Origin of the sequence: Hyphomicrobium sp. D-2 (assembly GCF_029872155.1) — a bacterium.
In the GTDB taxonomy this organism is placed as follows: Bacteria; Pseudomonadota; Alphaproteobacteria; order Rhizobiales; family Hyphomicrobiaceae; genus Hyphomicrobium_A.
The window spans coordinates 898108-914293 of sequence record NZ_JARXLA010000002.1 but is presented as its reverse complement, the minus strand read 5'-3'; the positions used below and the strand labels follow the sequence as shown (position 1 = coordinate 914293).

Genomic DNA, 16186 nt, shown 5'->3' with positions numbered 1-16186 from the left:
ATGTGAAATCGACAGAATGGTAGCGGATTAATTCCCGTGAGGAATGCGCAGGACGAAGCGCACGGTCCGATGGCCGATGGCGGATTGCATGGCGCGCGTGCGCAACCGCTTCGCGTTGTCGGTTGATGCGACGTCCCGACGTGGGCTCGATTCCGGTGTTGGCCCGTTGAAGACGGTGGCGCGCATTTCGCGGCAGTTCGAGCCTTTTGGAGAGCTGCACCATCCACAGGTCATACGCGCGGTTTTCCACAGCCTGTCCACAGGCCGGCGCGCATGCTGAGACGCGGTCGCGGAGTGCCGTAATATGGGGGCGATATCAGGGTTCTGGCTCAGCCATCGGCGCCTCGATTGAGGACGGACGGCAAGCCCGGATTGAGCTTAACGCCAATGCAACAGCCGTGGCTCTAGTTTAGCGAGCCGCCACAGGCAGGGCGTCAAGATCCGTATGGAGGCGTAAGGGGTTATGGTCGGGCTTATGTTTTGCGTTGCGCTGCTCGGCGCCATTCTGGTGCTTGGCCTGTACAAGCCTGCGCTGTGGGCATGGTCAGCGGCGCTCGCCATCGCCGCGCTGCTCTGGCAGTCCGACGCCTTCAATGGTTCGGCGGGCTTGTTCGGCGCGCTGCTCTGGTTTGCTGCTGCAAGTTTTGCCGCGCTCGCAATTCCGTCACTGCGCCGCGCGCGGGTGACCGGGCCGCTGTTCGAGCGTGTGCGTGGCACGCTGCCGAAGGTATCGGAGACCGAAACCCAGGCCCTTGAAGCGGGCACCGTTGGCTTCGATGCGGAGCTGTTTTCCGGCGAACCACACTGGAACAAGCTGCGTGCGATGCCGTCGGTGATGCTGACGCCGGAGGAGCAGGCGTTTCTTGACGGACCGACCGAAGAGCTGTGCGGTCTGATCGACAACTGGAAGGCGCACCATCAGCAGCGAGACATTCCGGACGAGATCTGGGACTTCGCCAAACGCCATGGCTTCCTGGGCATGCTGATTTCAAAGGCGCACGGCGGCCTTGGATTCTCCGCGCAGGCGCAGTCGCTGATCATCGGCAAGATTGCATCGCGCTCGCCTGACGCCGTCATCATCGTCATGGTTCCGAACTCGCTCGGCCCCGGTGAGCTGATCGAAAAATACGGCACCGACGCACAGAAAGAACATTACCTGCCGCGACTGGCGCGGGGTGACGACATCCCATGCTTCGCGCTGACCGGGCCGACATCGGGTTCGGATGCTGCGACCATGCGCGATATCGGCACCGTGTTTCGCGGCGAGGACGGCAAGCCCGCCATCAGCCTGTCGTGGGACAAGCGCTACATCACCTCGCGCCCAAGGCGACACTGCTCGGGCTCGCGTTCCGTCTGCTTGATCCGGACAACCTGCTGGGCAAGGGCACCGAGCCGGGCATCACGGTTGCGATGATTCCTGCCGATCATCCGGGTGTGCAGATCGGCCGCCGCCATCTGCCATCAGGCGCTGCATTCCCCAACGGGCCGACCTGGGGCCGCAACGTTGTCATTCCAGCTGATTGGATCATCGGCGGCGAAGCGATGGCCGGGCAGGGCTGGCGCATGCTGATGGAGTGTCTGTCGGCGGGCCGGGCGATTTCGCTGCCATCGGTGGCGACGGCGGGATCGAAAGCGATGCTGCGTTTCACCACGGCCTATGCGCGCCTGCGCCGTCAGTTCGGATTGCCGATCGCGCGCATGGAAGGAGTTGAGGAGCCGCTCGCCCGCATGATCGAAACCGCCTACGCCAGCGAAGCGGCGCGTGCGGTGACGGCGGCGATGGTTTCGCGCGGTGAACGGCCTTCGGTGCTTTCGGCGCTAATGAAATATCAGACGACGGAGCGCATGCGCCGCTCGGTCAACGATGCATTCGACATCCACGGTGGCCGCGCGCATCTCGCGATGGACCGTCGAACTATCTGCAATCGGCCTATCGGATGGTTCCGATCGGCATCACGGTCGAAGGCGCCAACATTCTCACGCGCACGCTGATTACCTTCGCGCAGGGTGCGCTGCGTTCGCATCCCTATCTCGTCGATGAGATCAAGGCGGCGCAGGATCCGAACGAGGCGCGCGGGCTGGAAGAGTTCGACCGCGCCTTATCCAGCCATGCGGCTTATACATTCGCGAATGGTGCGGGCGCGTTCCTGCACGGCATCACCGGTTCGATGTTTGTGCCGGCGCCGGAAAAATCGTTCGATACCGCGAACTGGTATCGCCACCTCGGGCGTGCATCGCGCAGCTTCGCGTTCGTGGCCGATCTGACGATTACGACGCTCGGCGGCCGTCTGAAGACGCGGCAGAAAATTTCCGGCCGTCTCGCCGATGCGCTGTCGGAACTTTACATTCTCGCCTGCGTGTTGAAGCGCTTCGAGGACGACGGCCGGCTTTCGGTTGACCGCACGTTTGTCGATCTGGCGGCGATGAACGGGCTTTATCGCTTCCAGGAAGCGATGCGCGAAGCCATCGACAACTTCCCGGTGGCGTCGGTGCGCTGGGCGATGCGCGCAGCGGTGTTTCCGCTCGGGGCGCGCTATCGTCCGGCTCCGGATGAACTGGGCCAGCGCGCGGTGCAGCTTGTGCTAGGTTCGCAGGACGTTCGCGACCGCCTGACGCGCTACATCTATGTCTCGCACGATCCCGATGATCCGACCGGATTGCTCGAAGTTGCGCTGAAGAAGGCAATTGCCGCTGAGCAGGCCGAGAAGAAGCTGGATCGCGCGGTGCGCGATGGCCTTGTCCACCGCTATCACGGCGTCGACTGGATCGGTGAAGCAATCGAAAGGGGCGCGGTGACTGAAAGTGAAGGTCAGCAGTTGCGCGATCTCGAAGCGTTGATCGCCCGCGTGATTGCCGTCGACAATTTCGATCCCGCTGCATTGAAGCCCAACTATCGCTCCGGTTCGCCGTTCAGCAACGGCAGCACCCGCAGCGGCTCCAATGGCGCGGGCAACGGTAACGGCAACGGACATGGACGGAGCTATGAGGCTGCGGCGGAATAGGGCCGCAGCTGTTTGCGCCGCGCGATGACGTTTGGGCGTTTGACGTGAGACCAATGTAGGCCTGCGCTGCTGGGTGCGCACGTGGGTCAGATGTGAGAGGGCAGGTCACGAGATGTTCAAGGCCAAATTCCATCCGCTCACCGATCTTGAGGATTGGCGCTTTTCCGTCGACGAATGGGGCATCGCGTGGGCCGAGTTCGATCGCGAGGGTGAAAGCCAGAACGCGCTTGGCCGTCGTCCGCTTGAGGAGCTGGGACGCATCGTTGCCGCAGTCGAGGACGGCGCGCGCGACAAAAACATCGTCGGTCTTGTGATCATCTCGGCCAAGCCGCGCGGCTTTATTGTCGGTGCGGATATCCGTGAATTCGCCGAGATGAAAACCGAAAGCGATGTGTATGAGCGGCTGCGTCCGGTGACGGCGCTGTTCGACCGGCTCGAACGTCTGCCGGTGCCCGTAGTGTGCGCCATCAATGGATTTTGTCTGGGCGGCGGGCTCGAACTTGCGCTGGCGTGCCACTATCGCATCGCCACCCGGGACGCGGGCACCAAGCTCGGCTTCCCGGAAGTCAAGCTCGGCATCTTCCCGGGATTCAACGGCACGGCCCGTTCCATCCGGCAGGCGGGTCCCATTGCGGCCATGCAGGCGATGTTGACGGGCAAGATGCTGTCGGCGTCTGCGGCGCGCGCTGTTGGATTTGTCGATCAGCTGGTCGACAGTCGCGGTGCACTGCCCTGGGCGGCGCGCAAGGCAATTCTGCGCGGGCGCAAATCCAAACCTGCCGGCTTTGCCAAGCAGGCGCTGACGAAGTGGCCTGCACGCGAGTTTCTGGCCAAGCGGATGCGCGGTGAAGTGGCCAAAAAGGTGCGCGAGGATCATTATCCCGCGCCCTATCGGCTGATTGAACTTTTCGAGCGCCACGGCGGTAATGTAGAGGCGATGAAGGCGGCGGAAACGCGCGCGTTCGCGCCGCTGATGGTTTCCGACCAATCGCGCAATCTGCGCCGTGTGTTCAAGCTGTCGGAACTGCTGAAGGGACAGGCGCCCAAGAAGCTGGCGTGGAAGCCGTTGCGCGCGCATGTCATCGGCGCGGGCACGATGGGTGCCGACATCGCAGGCTGGTGTGTGGCGCGCGGCATGGAAGTGACGCTACAGGACGTTTCGCCGGAGCAGATTGCGAAGGGCATCGCGGCACAGGGGAAATTGTTCGCGCGCAAGTTCAAGACCAAGCCACAGCGCGATGCCGCGAAAGCGCGCCTAATTGCTGATCCGAATGGCGAAGGCGTTGCGCGCGCCGACGTGGTGATCGAGGCCATCGTTGAAAAGCTCGACATCAAGCAGACGGTTCTTGCAGAGGTTGCAAACAGGCTGAAGCCTGGCGCGCTGCTGGCGACGAATACATCATCGTTGCAAATCGAAGACATCGCGGCGGGATTGCCAGATCCAGGCCGCCTCATCGGACTGCACTTCTTCAATCCGGTTGCGATGATGCCGCTGGTGGAAGTGGTGCGCGGCGAGCAATCGCGCGAGGACGAAGTCAGCCGTGGCGCTGCGTTCGTCACTGCCATCGACAAGTTTCCGCTCATCACCAAGAGCGTGCCCGGCTTCCTCGTCAATCGCGTGCTGACGCCATACATGTTCGGCGCGATGAAGTTGATAGAGCAGGGCGAGGACAAGGAGCGCATCGACGAAGCGGCGCGCACGTTTGGCATGCCGATGGGGCCGATTGAGCTGGCCGACACCGTGGGGCTTGATGTCTGCGCGCATGTTGCCCGCATCCTCGGTTTTTCATCGGAAGGCTCGCAGCTGGATCGGCTGGTCGGGGCGGGCAAGCTGGGTAAGAAGTCCGGCGAAGGATTTTATGTCTGGAAGGATCGCAAGCCGCTGAAAGGCGACCGCGTGTTCGACCGTGTCGAGATGGAGCGCCTCGGGCGTGAGTTGGTCGCGCCGCTGATCGCTGAAGCTCAGAAGAGCCTCGACGATGGCATTGTCGCCAGCGCCGATCTTGTCGATGCAGGTGTGATTTTCGGAACCGGCTTCGCGCCGTTCCGTGGCGGTCCGCTGCACTATCAGGCGGAACATGCGCTGCCGCAGGCAGCCATAGCGGAACAGTGAGCGGGGAGGCAGCACGATGCAGCGTTTCATGCGACGCGTGGCGGTGATTGGCGGAGCGCGTATTCCATTTTGCCGCTCCAACACGTTCTATGCCGACCTGACCAATCTTGACCTGATGACCGGCGCACTCAACGCGCTGATCGATCGCTATGGCCTCAAGGGTCAGCACATAGATGAAGTGGTGGGCGGCGCCGTCATCACGCATTCGAAGGATTTCAATCTCACGCGTGAAGCGGTGCTTGGCACCGCCCTGGCGCCGTCAACGCCCGGCATCACCATGATGCAGGCCTGCGGCACCAGCTTGCAGGCTGCGCTCGGCAGCGCCGCCAAGATTGCGACCGGCGATATCGATTGCGCCATTGCTGTCGGGTCGGACACGACATCGGATGCACCGATTGTCGTTTCAAAGAAGCTCGCAAAGCGACTGACGCAGGCGGCGCAACGTAAAACTTTCATGGACAAGCTGAAGACGTTCAAGGGTTTTGCGCCGGGCGAACTGGTGCCGCAGGCGCCCGCCAATGCTGAGCCGCGCACGGGCCTGTCGATGGGTGAGCACGCCGAGATGATGGCGCGCGAATGGGACATCACGCGCGATGCGCAGGATCGGTTTGCGCTGGAAAGCCATCTGAAGGCGGCCGAGGCCTATCGCAGCGGCTACATGGACGACATCGTCACGCCGTTTGCCGGTGTTTTTCGCGACAACAACATCCGTGCCGATGCCAGCATAGACAAGCTTTCCAGCCTGAAAGCGTCGTTTGACAAATCCGGCAAGGGCACGCTGACGGCGGGCAACTCCACCCCGCTCACCGATGGCGCTGCGGCGGTGCTGCTGGCGTCAGAAGAATGGGCGGAAAAGCATGCTCTGCCGGTGGCGGTGTATCTCACCTATTCGCAGTCGGCGGCGAACGATTTTGTGGCTGGCGATGGGCTGCTGATGGCACCGACCATTGCGGTTTCACGCATGCTGGATCGCGCCGGGCTGAAACTGCAGGATTTCGATTTCTACGAGATCCACGAGGCGTTCGCGGCGCAGGTGCTGGCGACGCTGAAGGCGTGGGAAGACCCGACCTACTGCAAGGAAGTGCTGGGTCGCCCCGAAGCGATGGGCGCTATCGATCCGGCCAAGATCAACGTGCACGGCTCGTCGATCGCGCTCGGGCATCCGTTTGCGGCCACGGGCGCGCGTATTGTCGGCAACATGGCCAAGCTGCTGGCGGGCCACCATGGCCGCGGGCTCATTTCCATCTGCACGGCGGGCGGCATGGGCGTGGCGGCGATTCTCGAATCGAAGGACGCGGCCGAGATCCATCAGGCGGCCTGAGCTTGAGAGCTACGTCTGCAGCCAACGCCAGTCAGGCGGGATGGTCAGCGAACCTGGTGGGGATGAACGGCGCGGAAACGGCTGCGGCGGGCCCCGCCCCCTCGACAGGGGCGGGCAGTTATGCGAGCACCCCTAACTAACATGGCGCAGCAACACGGGGTACGCATCCGGCATGGCTAAGGACAAGAGCGCGAAGGCGGCAAAGCAACTCGCAGCGGCAAAGGCACTAGCCCGTGAGCTTGCAGGGACGCTCGACCTCAACGCCTCGCTGCGGCTGTGGGATGGCTCGGTGACGCCGCTGGGTGGCAATGTCACCGGCCCGTTCGAGATCTCGATTGCCGATGCCGGGGTTATCGGGTCACTGCTGCGCTGGCCCAGCCTCGACAATTTCATCCGCCACTATGTGGACAAGGGCATCGACTTCTCCGGTGGCACGCTGATCGATCTGGGTAGCCAGCTCAATCGCGATGGCCGCTCGGTGAAGCTGAAGGGCCGCGATGCGCTGAAGCTGGCGCGCCGGCTGTCACCGTTCCTGCTGGCGCGCACCGAAGACGCTGCCGACAATCAGGGCTTCGAAGGCGAGATCACCGGCCGTCGCCGCAAGACCGCGGACAACAAGGATTACATCCAGTTCCACTACGATTTGTCGAACGACTTCTACGCGCTCTTTCTCGATCCGGAGATGGTCTATTCCTGCGCCTATTACACGGATTGGGAAAATGACGTCGCCCAGGCGCAGCGCGACAAGCTGGAGATGATCTGCCGTAAACTGAGGCTGAAGCCGGGCGACCGCTTCCTCGATATCGGCTGCGGCTGGGGTGGGCTGATCTGCCATGCCGCGCAGAATTATGGCGTCACCGCGCATGGCATCACGCTATCGGAAGAGCAGCTCGCGTTCGCGAAGGAGAAGATCAAGCGTCTCGGGCTTGAGGATCGCGTCACCGTCGAGCTGAAAGATTATTCGATGATGGAAGGCCAGTTCGACAAGATTGCCTCCATCGGCATGTATGAGCATATCGGCCTGAAGAACATTCCGGTCTACATGCGCAAAATGCAGTCGCTGCTGGCGCCGGAGGGGCTTTTTCTCAATCACGCCATTTCGCGTCGCGCGCCCAAGCAGGGCTGGTTCAAGCGCGGCATGCGGCCGGAGCAGAAGGCAATTGCGAAGTACATCTTCCCCGGCGGCGAACTGGATGACATCGGCCGTTCGGCGGTGGCACTGGAGCGCGCCGGATTTGAAGTGCTGGATATCGAAGCGTGGCGTCTGCACTACGCGCGTACATGCAAGCTATGGTGCGAGCGTTTGACTGCCAACCGCGAGGAAGCGCTGAAGCACGTCAGCGAGGAAAAATATCGGATCTGGGTGGCTTATCTCGCGGGCGTTTCGCTGGCGTTTTCGCGCGGCACGCTGCGCATCTATCAGACGCTGGTTTCCAAGAATGCCAAGCGTCCGCCCGCTGTGCCGCCGACCCGTGCGGATCTTTACCGCTAGGAGCCCTGAAGGGGCGGGCAATAAAGGCCGTTAACCTTCAAAATTGCACCCGGCGGGCAAGGTCTTGGCAGCGAAACCGTGCGATCCTAGGCGGAGTTTCGTCTCGGAGCACGGATATGCTCTCCAAAGCGACGCCACTACAACGGTTGGCGCTAGCGTTCGCCTGTGCTCTGGCGATCCTGATGGTTGCTGCGGTGGCTTCGTACCGCTCGATCGAAGCCTCGCGCGCCTCGTTCGAATGGGTTCGCCATACCGGCGATGTCATCGCAACCGTGAACGCGCTGATGGAGACAGCGGGCGAACTTGCTGACAACGATTGCATCGGCATGGGGAAGCTGTCTTGCAGCGGCGAGGTCATTTCAAGCCGTAAAGCAAGCACCGCGCTTCTCGACAGGCTTTACCAACTCACCAATGACGATCCCGAGCAACGGGGCCGCTTGGCCGACATTCGCAATTCTCTGAATGAGTATCTGCGGCTGGTTGAGATTGAGTCCGCCGGTGGTGGTAATCGTGTGGAGCGCCGTCAGGCCTGGAACGATTTTGACAACGCGTCCGAAGCGTTCAGAAATCGGGAAAATGCGCTGCTCACCCTGCGTCAGCAGGCTTCCGATGCCGAATTTGCAAAAGCAGCCTGGAATGTCGGCATTGCGATGCTGCTCGGCCTGTTGATCAGCGCGGTTGCTGCGCTGGGGGCGGTGCGCGAACTGCGTCGCCGTCAGACGGCTGAGGCGCAGCTCTCCATCGAGAAGGAACTGGCGCAGCGGACATTGGATTCCATCGCTGAAGCGGTGGTGCGTGTCGACAGCGCCGGTAAAATCACACTGTTCAATCAGGCTGCAGAGTGGCTGACCGATTGCCCACGACAGAAGGCGATCGGACGCCACGTTACGGATATCGTCACGCTGCTGGATAGCGAAAATCGTTCGCCACTTTCGGCAGATGCAGTGCTGCCCAAAAACGCGAACGACAGCATGGCGGCGCTGGAGACAGCGCTGCTGGTGCGTGCCGATGGCAAGGAGGTGCCGATCCTGAATACGGTAGCGCCGATCCTCGACAGCGACGGTGCTGTCATCGGCGCGGTAAACATCATGCGCAATGACAGCGCTTCGCGCGCGGCGGTGCAGGAGCTTCGGCACGCGGCCACGCATGACATGCTGACCGGTCTGGGCAATCGCAAGCTGTTCGATGAGCGTATAGACGAGGTGCTGGCAGGGCCGCGACCGTTGCGGCTGGCGGTGTTCTATATCGATCTCGATGGCTTCAAGAATATCAACGACAGCAAGGGGCACGCTGTTGGCGATGCCCTGTTGCAAACTGTCGCCGACAGATTGCGCGGCGCCACACGGCAGAGCGATACGATCGCACGGGTGGGTGGCGATGAGTTCGTCATCCTGCTGCCGGAGGTCGGGGACGAGTCGGTTCTAATCATGATGGCCGAAAGACTGCTGGATGAATTGACCCGGCCATACAGCATCGGGGAAGACTTGATCCGCGTGGGTGCCAGTGTCGGCATCAGCGTATTCCCCAAAGATGCAGTGACGGCAGAGGGACTGCTCAAGGCCGCCGACGAAGCGATGTACGCGGCCAAGGCCGCGGATAGCTCTGGATACTGCCTGTACTCCAGACTTGTGGATCAGAAGGCCGGAGTGCGCCGGGCCTGATCAAAACCTGATCGACACTTTGATAGCCTGAACGGCTGGACGGATCTTCACAGCGATAGTCACCGCGTTGGGCAATCTGAATTGCCCCCGTTGACATGCGTCTCTGAATGTAACTAATAACATTACATGAGATGCGACAGCCGATTGTCCGGGGTTTTGCATGTTCTGCTGCACATGGCGGAGCATGACGGTCCGTCGACCTCGGAGACGCTTGCAAGGGCGATGGAGACAAACCCCGTCGTCATCCGCCGCGTAATGGCCGGGCTGCGTGAAGCAGGATACGTGCGTTCCGAAAAAGGTCATGGCGGCGGCTGGAGCATCGTTTGCGATCTGTCGGCCGTGACGTTGCGAGACATCTACGATGCGCTTGATCAGCCGTCGCTGCTTGCCATTGGCAACCGCTCCGCTGAGCCTGAATGCCTCGTCGAGCAGGCGGTGAACCGCGCGCTGGGCAAGGTGTTCGATGAGGCCGAGGCGCTGCTGCTTGAACGCTTCGGCGCGGTGACGCTGCAGATGCTCAGCGATGATTTTCACAAATCGATGCGTGCGCGGCGCAAGAGCACGCACAGTAAGGGAGTGCACGGCCATGATGCATGACGCGATCATTGTCGGCGGCAGTTTTGCCGGCCTGTCGGCGGCCATGTATCTGGCGCGGGCGCGGCGCAACGTGTGCATCGTTGATGCTGGCACGCCACGCAATCGATTTGCCGAACACTCGCATGGATTTTTCGGCCATGACGGCAGTGCGCCCGGCACGATGCTTGATAACGGTCGATCGCAGGTGGTGGCTTATCCAACGGTGTCGTTCGTTTCCGGCAAGGTGGATGGGGCGCAATCGGCTACGGACGGCGAAGGCTTCGCTGTAACGCTCGACAATGGAGAACGGCTCGCTGCCAAGGCGCTCGTGCTGGCTTTCGGCATCAGTGATGAACTGCCAGCGATCGAAGGCCTGTCGCCGCGCTGGGGGCGTACGGTGCTGCATTGCCCCTATTGCCATGGCTTTGAATTCAGCGGCCAGAGCCTGGGCGTGATCTATGCGGCGCCGCTGTCGGTGCATCAGGCGATGCTGATCGCCGAGTGGGGACCGACGACGCTTTATCTCAACGGCCATGCGCTCGATGCGGTGGCCCGGCAGCAGCTTGCCGCGCGCGGTGTGGCCATTGTCGAGGCGCCTGTCCGGCGGTTGCGCGGTGAGGGCACAGCGCTTGAGGCGATCGAACTGGAAGACGGTTCACTCAGCGCTGTGGACGCCCTATACATCGGCGCACGCACCCACCTCAACAGCCCGGTTGCGGATCAGCTAGGCTGCGCGATGGAAGAGGGCATGGTGGGCCGGTTCATAAAAACCGATGAGATGAAGCAGACCAGCGTGCCGGGTGTTTGGGCGGCGGGCGATATTGCGCGGCCGATGCACAGCGTGACATGGGCCAGCGCCGATGGCGTCACGGCAGGGGTGGCGGTGCACCGATCGCTGGTGTTTCCGGCCTGAACTCGCACATGCACGACCTCGGGTTCAAACCTGAGGCTGGTGTGGCGCGTGCAGGGGGATTGGCCCCGAAATTACGACGCCAGCGCCTTGGCGTCTTCCTCGGCCTTGAGCTCCTTCTTTGACAGCTTGCCGATCAGGGTCTTCGGCAATTCGGCGCGGAACTCGATTTCCGCCGGCAGCTCGATCTTGGAAATGCGTGTCTGCAGGTGCTCCATCAGCTCCGCCACCGTAACGGCAGCGTCGGCTTTCAGGCGCACGAACGCCTTGGGGGCCTCACCACGCTTTTTGTCCCGGATGCCGATGACGGTCACTTCCGCCACTGCCGGGTGTTCGTAGAGCGCTTCTTCCACCCGTCGCGGATAGACGTTGAAGCCGGAGGAGATGATGAGATCCTTGATGCGGTCCTTGATGTAGAAGAAGCCGTCGGCGTCCATGCACGCGACGTCGCCGGTGCGCAGGTACTCGCCCACCATCTGGGCTGCCGTGTCTTCGGGACGCTTGTAATAGCCCTTCATCACCTGCGGACCCTTGACGCAGATCTCGCCTTTTTCACCCAGTGGCACTTCCAGTTCGGGATTACTCAGGTCGCGCAGTGAGATCATCGTGCCCACCAGCGGGATGCCGATGGAACCGGCGCGTGCCGGGCCGTCAATCGGATTGCAGGCAACCACCGGCGAGGCCTCCGACAGGCCATAGCCTTCCACCACCTTGCAGCCGGTTATGGTCTCGAAGCGCTGTTTGACCTCGATGGGCAGGGCCGCGCCGCCCGACAGGCAGAACTTGAGCGAGGAAAGATCAAAGCTCGCGATCTTGGGGTGGTTCATGATCGCGTTAAACAGCGTTGGCACGCCGGGCATGATGGTTGGCTTGGTGCGGTCGATCAGCTTCAGGGCATCGTCGAGCGCAAAGCGCGGCATGATGATGATCTCGGCCGCCTTGGCGATGCCGAGGTTCATGACAACCGTCAGTGCGAACACATGGAAGAACGGCAGCACACCCAGAACACGCTCGACGCCCGGCTCAAGGTCCGGCGCCGTGGCCGCAACCTGCTGCACATTGATATAGACGTTTGCGTGGGTCAGCATCGCGCCCTTGGGCGTGCCGGTGGTGCCACCGGTATATTGCAGCACCGCGACATCATTCTCGGGATCGATGGCAACCGGCTGCATCGTTGCGGCACCGGCCAGCGCTTCGCCCTCCAGCATGACGCGATTGGCGACCGGTGATGACAGCGGCCGCGCCAGTTCGCGGGACCGGAACAGGCGGAACAGGGCAGCCTTGGTTGCGGGCAGCAGAGACGGGAAGGGTGCCACCAGCGCGCGGGCCAGACATCCCGATTGCAGCAAGGCTTCAACCTTGTCGAACAGCACCTTCAGGTCCAGCGTGATCATCAGCTCGGTGTCGCTGTCCTCAACCTGATGGGTAAGCTCGGCTACGGTATAAAGCGGGTTGAAATTGACCACCGTTCCGCCAGCCTTGAGAACGGCGAAAAAGTAGATGATGAAGGTGGGCGAATTGGGCAGGAACAGCCCGACTTTGGTGCCCTTGCGGACCCCCTGGCGCTGTAATCCGGCCGCAGCCTGCTCGACCAGGTCGCCAATTTCACCATAGGAGAGGGTTCGGCCCAGGAAATTGGTGCAAGGCAGGTGCCCATAATCGCGTACCGCGTCGTCCAGGAGGGCATAAAGCGGCGCGACCTTAAGAGGCATGTGCCAATCGATTCCGCTAGGGTAGTGGACCTGCCAAGGCAAGGTCGGCTCAGCAGCGGCGGCCGGAGCCGGAGGGCGGACTGTCGTCATCATCCTCGAGCGTCTCCCAAATAGGTGCTCGTAGTATAATGTCGAGCCGTTGCCGGACTGTTGCGCACCCGGACGGAAAGCTGTAACAGGCCGTTCAAGCACGCCCTGTTATAGAACACCTTCGGGGCTCTGCGGCCAAGTGCGGGTTTTTCAAAAAACCCAACGGAAGCAACGGTTGCGAAGATATTTTGCTGTACCGTCAAACGCAGCACGGGGCCCGGAATACGGGCTTCGGGTGTCGTGCCGGCCGGGCTCGGCTGGCGGCAGGCTTACGCTAGACTTGCTGGGCGTTTAAGTATATGTGACGCGCCAGCTTGTTGTGCTACGGGCCTTGCACTAGCTAGGAACCAAGTAATTCGGGCCCCAGGCTTCAATTAGAGCGGGGGTGGGAGACTGAAATGGACGAAGTTGGTACCAAGATCGTCGAGATCCTGAAGAAGCACATGAAGGAACCGCGCGACGACATCTCGCTGTCGACGCCGCTGACGGATCTCAAAGATTGAGTCGCTTGATCTTGCCATGATCGTTTTTGATATCGAAGATACTTTCGGCATCGAAATTCCTTACAACGCGAACGAAGACGTCGAAGACTTCAAGACCGTCGGCTCTGTAGTCGACCGCGTGAAGGATCTCATGGCAAAGGGCCCTGAGGCTGCAGGCGCCAAGGCTTGATTAAGAAAGCCTAGATAGCTCGGGGTGCATTATCAGCACGCCGGGCTCTAGCCCTGGTTTCATGCGAGCTGCCGCCGCAACGGTGGGGTCACGGCTCGCTTTTCTCGTTCTGTTGCGGCGCCAGTAGCGCCGCTACAACCGGCAGGTATCCTATGGCAAACGCGAACGGCGCACGCCGCGTCGTGGTGACCGGAATGGGCGTCGTTACGCCGATCGGCCTCAACGTACCCGATTTCTGGGCGTCGATGCAGGAAGGCAAGTGCGGTGTGACCGCGCTTGAAGGCTTCCCGCTCGAAGATCTCAAGATCCGCATTGCAGCGCAGATCAAGGATTTCGATCCAAAGCAGCGGCTGCGGCACTTCCAGCGCGACAAGCTGGTCATGCATGCTGACCGTTATTCCTGGTTCGCGGCTGCTTCGGCCGACGAAGCCGTGAAGCAATCCGGCCTCGAATTTCCGATCGCCAATCCTTATCGCTCGGCCTGCATCATCGGGTCTGGCGCTGGCGGTCTGGTCACCTTCGAGAATTCATACCGCTCACTGTTCATCGAGAACAAGCGTGCGACCCATCCGCTTACGCTGTTGCGTATTATCGGATCGTCGGCCAGCGCGCACGTCGGCATTGAGTTCGGCATCAAGGGTCCGACATTCGCGACCTGCAGCGCCTGTTCTACGGCTACGCACGCGATCGCGCTCGGCGTTGATTATATCCGCAACAACGTTGTCGATGTGGCCATCGTCGGTGCATCGGAATCCGTCATCAACTACGGCACCATGAAAGCCTGGCAAGCACTCCATGTGCTGTCGCCGGAAGGCTGCTTCCCGTTTGCCAAGAAGCGCAACGGTACGGTTCTGGGCGAGGGTGCCGGTACGCTGGTGATCGAATCGCTGGAGCACGCCCAGGCGCGCGGTGCCAACATCCTGGCCGAGATTGTCGGCTACGGTATGTCGTCGGACGCCAAGGACATGGTGAACCCGGATATCGAAGGCCCGAACGAGGCCATGCGCCGGGCGCTGGACGACGCCAAGCTGGCACCGTCGGATATCCAGTATCTGAACGCGCACGGCACGGCGACGACCATCAACGACGCCAACGAGACCAACGCCATCAAGGCGGTGTTCGGCAACCACGCCAAGAACCTCGCCATTTCCTCGACCAAGTCGATGACCGGCCACCCGCTGGGCGCCGGCGGCGGCATTGAGGCGGCGACGTGCGTCAAGGTCGTGAACGAAAACTGGGTGCCGCCGACAATCGGCCTGGATGATCCTGATCCCGATTGCGATCTCGATTACATCCCGAATGTCGGCCGCAACCTCGATGTGACCTACGCCATGTCGAACTCGTTTGCGTTCGGCGGGCTCAACGCCGTGCTCATCTTCGGGCCCGCGCCGAACTGAAAATAACGCCTTTTTGGGCGCAACGATCAAAAGCCACGTCCCACTCAACAGTGGGCGTGGCTTTCTTGTTACGGGTGTCTGATGTCCCCCGATGCTTGCCATTTAGTCGTGTCGCTGTTTTTTTGCCCGTGCGCTAAAGGGATAACTTACCCGCATCGATGTGGAAGCAGGTAAGCGGGTATGCGGAGTGCAGAAACTCCGCATGGGGATGGCGTTGGTGGGTATTGCTGCCGCCGCGCTGAGATGCATAGAGTACGCTTCCGGGTCAGCGAGAAGGCTGGCCGGCAGGGGATTGCGGCATGCGCGTGGTTATTATTCGTGCAGGTAAGGTGGCCATCGGGGCCCGTCTGTTGGAAACTCCGACAGCTGAGCGGATCTGGGCTGCGCTGCCTATCCATGCCGAGGCCCGTATGTGGGGCCGCGAAGTTTGACTTTAACTCGCCCGTCAGCTCCGATCGCGAACCGGAAGCCCGTGAGGTTGTGAACGCGGGTGAAATCGCTTTCTGGCCGGACGGCGATGCGATCGCCATCGGCTTTGGGCCGACGCCGGTATCGCGCCGGGGCGAAATACGGATGGCGAGCCCGTGTAACATCTGGGCAATGGCCCTCGACGATGTCAGCTCGCTGCGGACGGTCTATGCCGGTGAGGGCATCTCCGTAGAAGACGCCAGCGCGTCGGTGGTGGAGCGCTGAGCGGGTCTCGCCGTTCCCGCACGCGCGATTTTTAAATTGAGATACCGAACGTGGAATGAGCGGACCGGCACTGTCGTGGGGCGCCGCTTGCGGGTGAAGCCGTCTCAAATTGTGTGGCGCTAATTCCGTTTTCAGTAAGCACATTCAAAATGTTAGGTCGGAACTAAAGTGCTGCGCGGCGGTTCACCTCCTCGGCTGACGGGGCCACAGGAGGAGCGCACATGATTTTCGGAAAATCGATCGCTGTTGCAACACTAGCCGTCGTCAGCGCCATGGCGTTGTCATTCACCGCTTTCGCTCAGGATAGCGAGGTGATCGACGGAGAAGCCCTTCTCAAGGACGAGCAGCCGCCAATCGTAGACGGTGCGGTCATTGTCGATGATGCGCCGACCGCCGTTTCGCCCGGCACACGGGTCTACGGCTGGACCGGTCGCCGCAACAGCGGCAGTTGTGGCATGTATCACTATTGGGATGGAGCCCGTTGCGCTGATGCGCGGGATCGAAGATCGCCGAGCTGTCAATTGACCAGTCATTGACCTCGGCAAAC

The 16186-nt window shown here is 61.5% G+C and carries 15 protein-coding genes; 13 read left to right on the top strand and 2 right to left on the bottom strand.

Annotation, left to right across the window (positions count from 1 at the left end; translation table 11 throughout):
- Positions 1–250 (bottom strand): hypothetical protein (locus QEZ49_RS05980; protein WP_280385053.1); only part of this gene is annotated, 250 nt, incomplete at its 3' end.
- A gap of 213 nt (positions 251–463) precedes the next feature.
- Between QEZ49_RS05980 and QEZ49_RS05975 the strand changes: the two genes are divergently transcribed.
- From QEZ49_RS05975 to QEZ49_RS05935, 9 genes are all read left to right on the top strand, one after another.
- Positions 464–1414, top strand: coding sequence for an acyl-CoA dehydrogenase family protein (locus QEZ49_RS05975; RefSeq protein ID WP_280385051.1), 951 nt, complete (start codon positions 464–466; stop codon positions 1412–1414).
- On the top strand, positions 1411–1992 hold the full coding sequence (locus tag QEZ49_RS05970) for an acyl-CoA dehydrogenase family protein (RefSeq protein ID WP_280385049.1): 582 nt from the start codon (positions 1411–1413) through the stop codon (positions 1990–1992). Before QEZ49_RS05975 ends, QEZ49_RS05970 begins: the two co-directional genes overlap by 4 nt.
- Positions 1938–3002 (top strand): acyl-CoA dehydrogenase domain-containing protein, encoded by a 1065-nt coding sequence (locus tag QEZ49_RS05965; protein WP_280385047.1) that lies wholly within the window; start codon positions 1938–1940, stop codon positions 3000–3002. Before QEZ49_RS05970 ends, QEZ49_RS05965 begins: the two co-directional genes overlap by 55 nt.
- Before the next feature lie 112 nt (positions 3003–3114).
- Positions 3115–5115 (top strand): 3-hydroxyacyl-CoA dehydrogenase NAD-binding domain-containing protein, encoded by a 2001-nt coding sequence (locus QEZ49_RS05960; RefSeq protein WP_280385044.1) that lies wholly within the window; start codon positions 3115–3117, stop codon positions 5113–5115.
- A gap of 16 nt (positions 5116–5131) precedes the next feature.
- The gene (locus QEZ49_RS05955) at positions 5132–6436 is read left to right on the top strand and encodes an acetyl-CoA C-acetyltransferase (protein WP_280385042.1); all 1305 of its coding nucleotides are present in this window, start codon (positions 5132–5134) and stop codon (positions 6434–6436) included.
- A 172-nt stretch (positions 6437–6608) separates the two neighbouring features.
- Positions 6609–7928, top strand: coding sequence for a cyclopropane-fatty-acyl-phospholipid synthase family protein (locus QEZ49_RS05950; protein ID WP_280385040.1), 1320 nt, complete (start codon positions 6609–6611; stop codon positions 7926–7928).
- A 116-nt stretch (positions 7929–8044) separates the two neighbouring features.
- On the top strand, positions 8045–9589 hold the full coding sequence (locus tag QEZ49_RS05945; protein WP_280385038.1) for a diguanylate cyclase: 1545 nt from the start codon (positions 8045–8047) through the stop codon (positions 9587–9589).
- 126 nt (positions 9590–9715) lie between these two features.
- Entirely contained in the window at positions 9716–10186 is a 471-nt protein-coding gene (locus tag QEZ49_RS05940) for an Rrf2 family transcriptional regulator (protein ID WP_280385036.1), read from the top strand.
- Positions 10176–11078, top strand: coding sequence for an NAD(P)/FAD-dependent oxidoreductase (locus QEZ49_RS05935; RefSeq protein WP_280385035.1), 903 nt, complete (start codon positions 10176–10178; stop codon positions 11076–11078). Before QEZ49_RS05940 ends, QEZ49_RS05935 begins: the two co-directional genes overlap by 11 nt.
- 71 nt (positions 11079–11149) lie before the next feature.
- Here the strand turns inward: QEZ49_RS05935 and QEZ49_RS05930 are convergent, their stop codons facing one another.
- On the bottom strand, positions 11150–12787 hold the full coding sequence (locus QEZ49_RS05930; protein ID WP_280385033.1) for a long-chain fatty acid--CoA ligase: 1638 nt from the start codon (positions 12785–12787) through the stop codon (positions 11150–11152).
- A gap of 609 nt (positions 12788–13396) precedes the next feature.
- Between QEZ49_RS05930 and QEZ49_RS05925 the strand changes: the two genes are divergently transcribed.
- From QEZ49_RS05925 to QEZ49_RS05910, 4 genes are all read left to right on the top strand, one after another.
- Positions 13397–13549 (top strand): hypothetical protein, encoded by a 153-nt coding sequence (locus QEZ49_RS05925; protein ID WP_280385031.1) that lies wholly within the window; start codon positions 13397–13399, stop codon positions 13547–13549.
- 152 nt (positions 13550–13701) lie between these two features.
- A complete protein-coding gene (locus tag QEZ49_RS05920; RefSeq protein ID WP_068458928.1) occupies positions 13702–14946 on the top strand; it encodes a beta-ketoacyl-[acyl-carrier-protein] synthase family protein in 1245 nt (414 codons plus the stop codon).
- Positions 14947–15342: 396 nt separating this feature from the next.
- On the top strand, positions 15343–15639 hold the full coding sequence (locus QEZ49_RS05915) for a cyclophilin-like family protein (protein ID WP_280385027.1): 297 nt from the start codon (positions 15343–15345) through the stop codon (positions 15637–15639).
- A 221-nt stretch (positions 15640–15860) separates the two neighbouring features.
- The gene (locus tag QEZ49_RS05910; RefSeq protein WP_280385025.1) at positions 15861–16175 is read left to right on the top strand and encodes a hypothetical protein; all 315 of its coding nucleotides are present in this window, start codon (positions 15861–15863) and stop codon (positions 16173–16175) included.
- Positions 16176–16186 lie beyond the last annotated feature (11 nt).

What these genes read in the sequence shown, in the direction of transcription:
- QEZ49_RS05975 (WP_280385051.1), top strand. Translation starts at nt 464, where the DNA reads ATGGTCGGGCTTATGTTTTGCGTTGCGCTGCTCGGCGCCATTCTGGTG.
- QEZ49_RS05970 (WP_280385049.1), top strand. Translation starts at nt 1,411, where the DNA reads ATGATTCCTGCCGATCATCCGGGTGTGCAGATCGGCCGCCGCCATCTG.
- QEZ49_RS05965 (WP_280385047.1), top strand. Translation starts at nt 1,938, where the DNA reads ATGGTTCCGATCGGCATCACGGTCGAAGGCGCCAACATTCTCACGCGC.
- QEZ49_RS05960 (WP_280385044.1), top strand. Translation starts at nt 3,115, where the DNA reads ATGTTCAAGGCCAAATTCCATCCGCTCACCGATCTTGAGGATTGGCGC.
- QEZ49_RS05955 (WP_280385042.1), top strand. Translation starts at nt 5,132, where the DNA reads ATGCAGCGTTTCATGCGACGCGTGGCGGTGATTGGCGGAGCGCGTATT.
- QEZ49_RS05950 (WP_280385040.1), top strand. Translation starts at nt 6,609, where the DNA reads ATGGCTAAGGACAAGAGCGCGAAGGCGGCAAAGCAACTCGCAGCGGCA.
- QEZ49_RS05945 (WP_280385038.1), top strand. Translation starts at nt 8,045, where the DNA reads ATGCTCTCCAAAGCGACGCCACTACAACGGTTGGCGCTAGCGTTCGCC.
- QEZ49_RS05940 (WP_280385036.1), top strand. Translation starts at nt 9,716, where the DNA reads ATGAGATGCGACAGCCGATTGTCCGGGGTTTTGCATGTTCTGCTGCAC.
- QEZ49_RS05935 (WP_280385035.1), top strand. Translation starts at nt 10,176, where the DNA reads ATGATGCATGACGCGATCATTGTCGGCGGCAGTTTTGCCGGCCTGTCG.
- QEZ49_RS05930 (WP_280385033.1), bottom strand. Translation starts at nt 12,787, where the DNA reads ATGCCTCTTAAGGTCGCGCCGCTTTATGCCCTCCTGGACGACGCGGTA.
- QEZ49_RS05925 (WP_280385031.1), top strand. Translation starts at nt 13,397, where the DNA reads ATGATCGTTTTTGATATCGAAGATACTTTCGGCATCGAAATTCCTTAC.
- QEZ49_RS05920 (WP_068458928.1), top strand. Translation starts at nt 13,702, where the DNA reads ATGGCAAACGCGAACGGCGCACGCCGCGTCGTGGTGACCGGAATGGGC.
- QEZ49_RS05915 (WP_280385027.1), top strand. Translation starts at nt 15,343, where the DNA reads ATGCCGAGGCCCGTATGTGGGGCCGCGAAGTTTGACTTTAACTCGCCC.
- QEZ49_RS05910 (WP_280385025.1), top strand. Translation starts at nt 15,861, where the DNA reads ATGATTTTCGGAAAATCGATCGCTGTTGCAACACTAGCCGTCGTCAGC.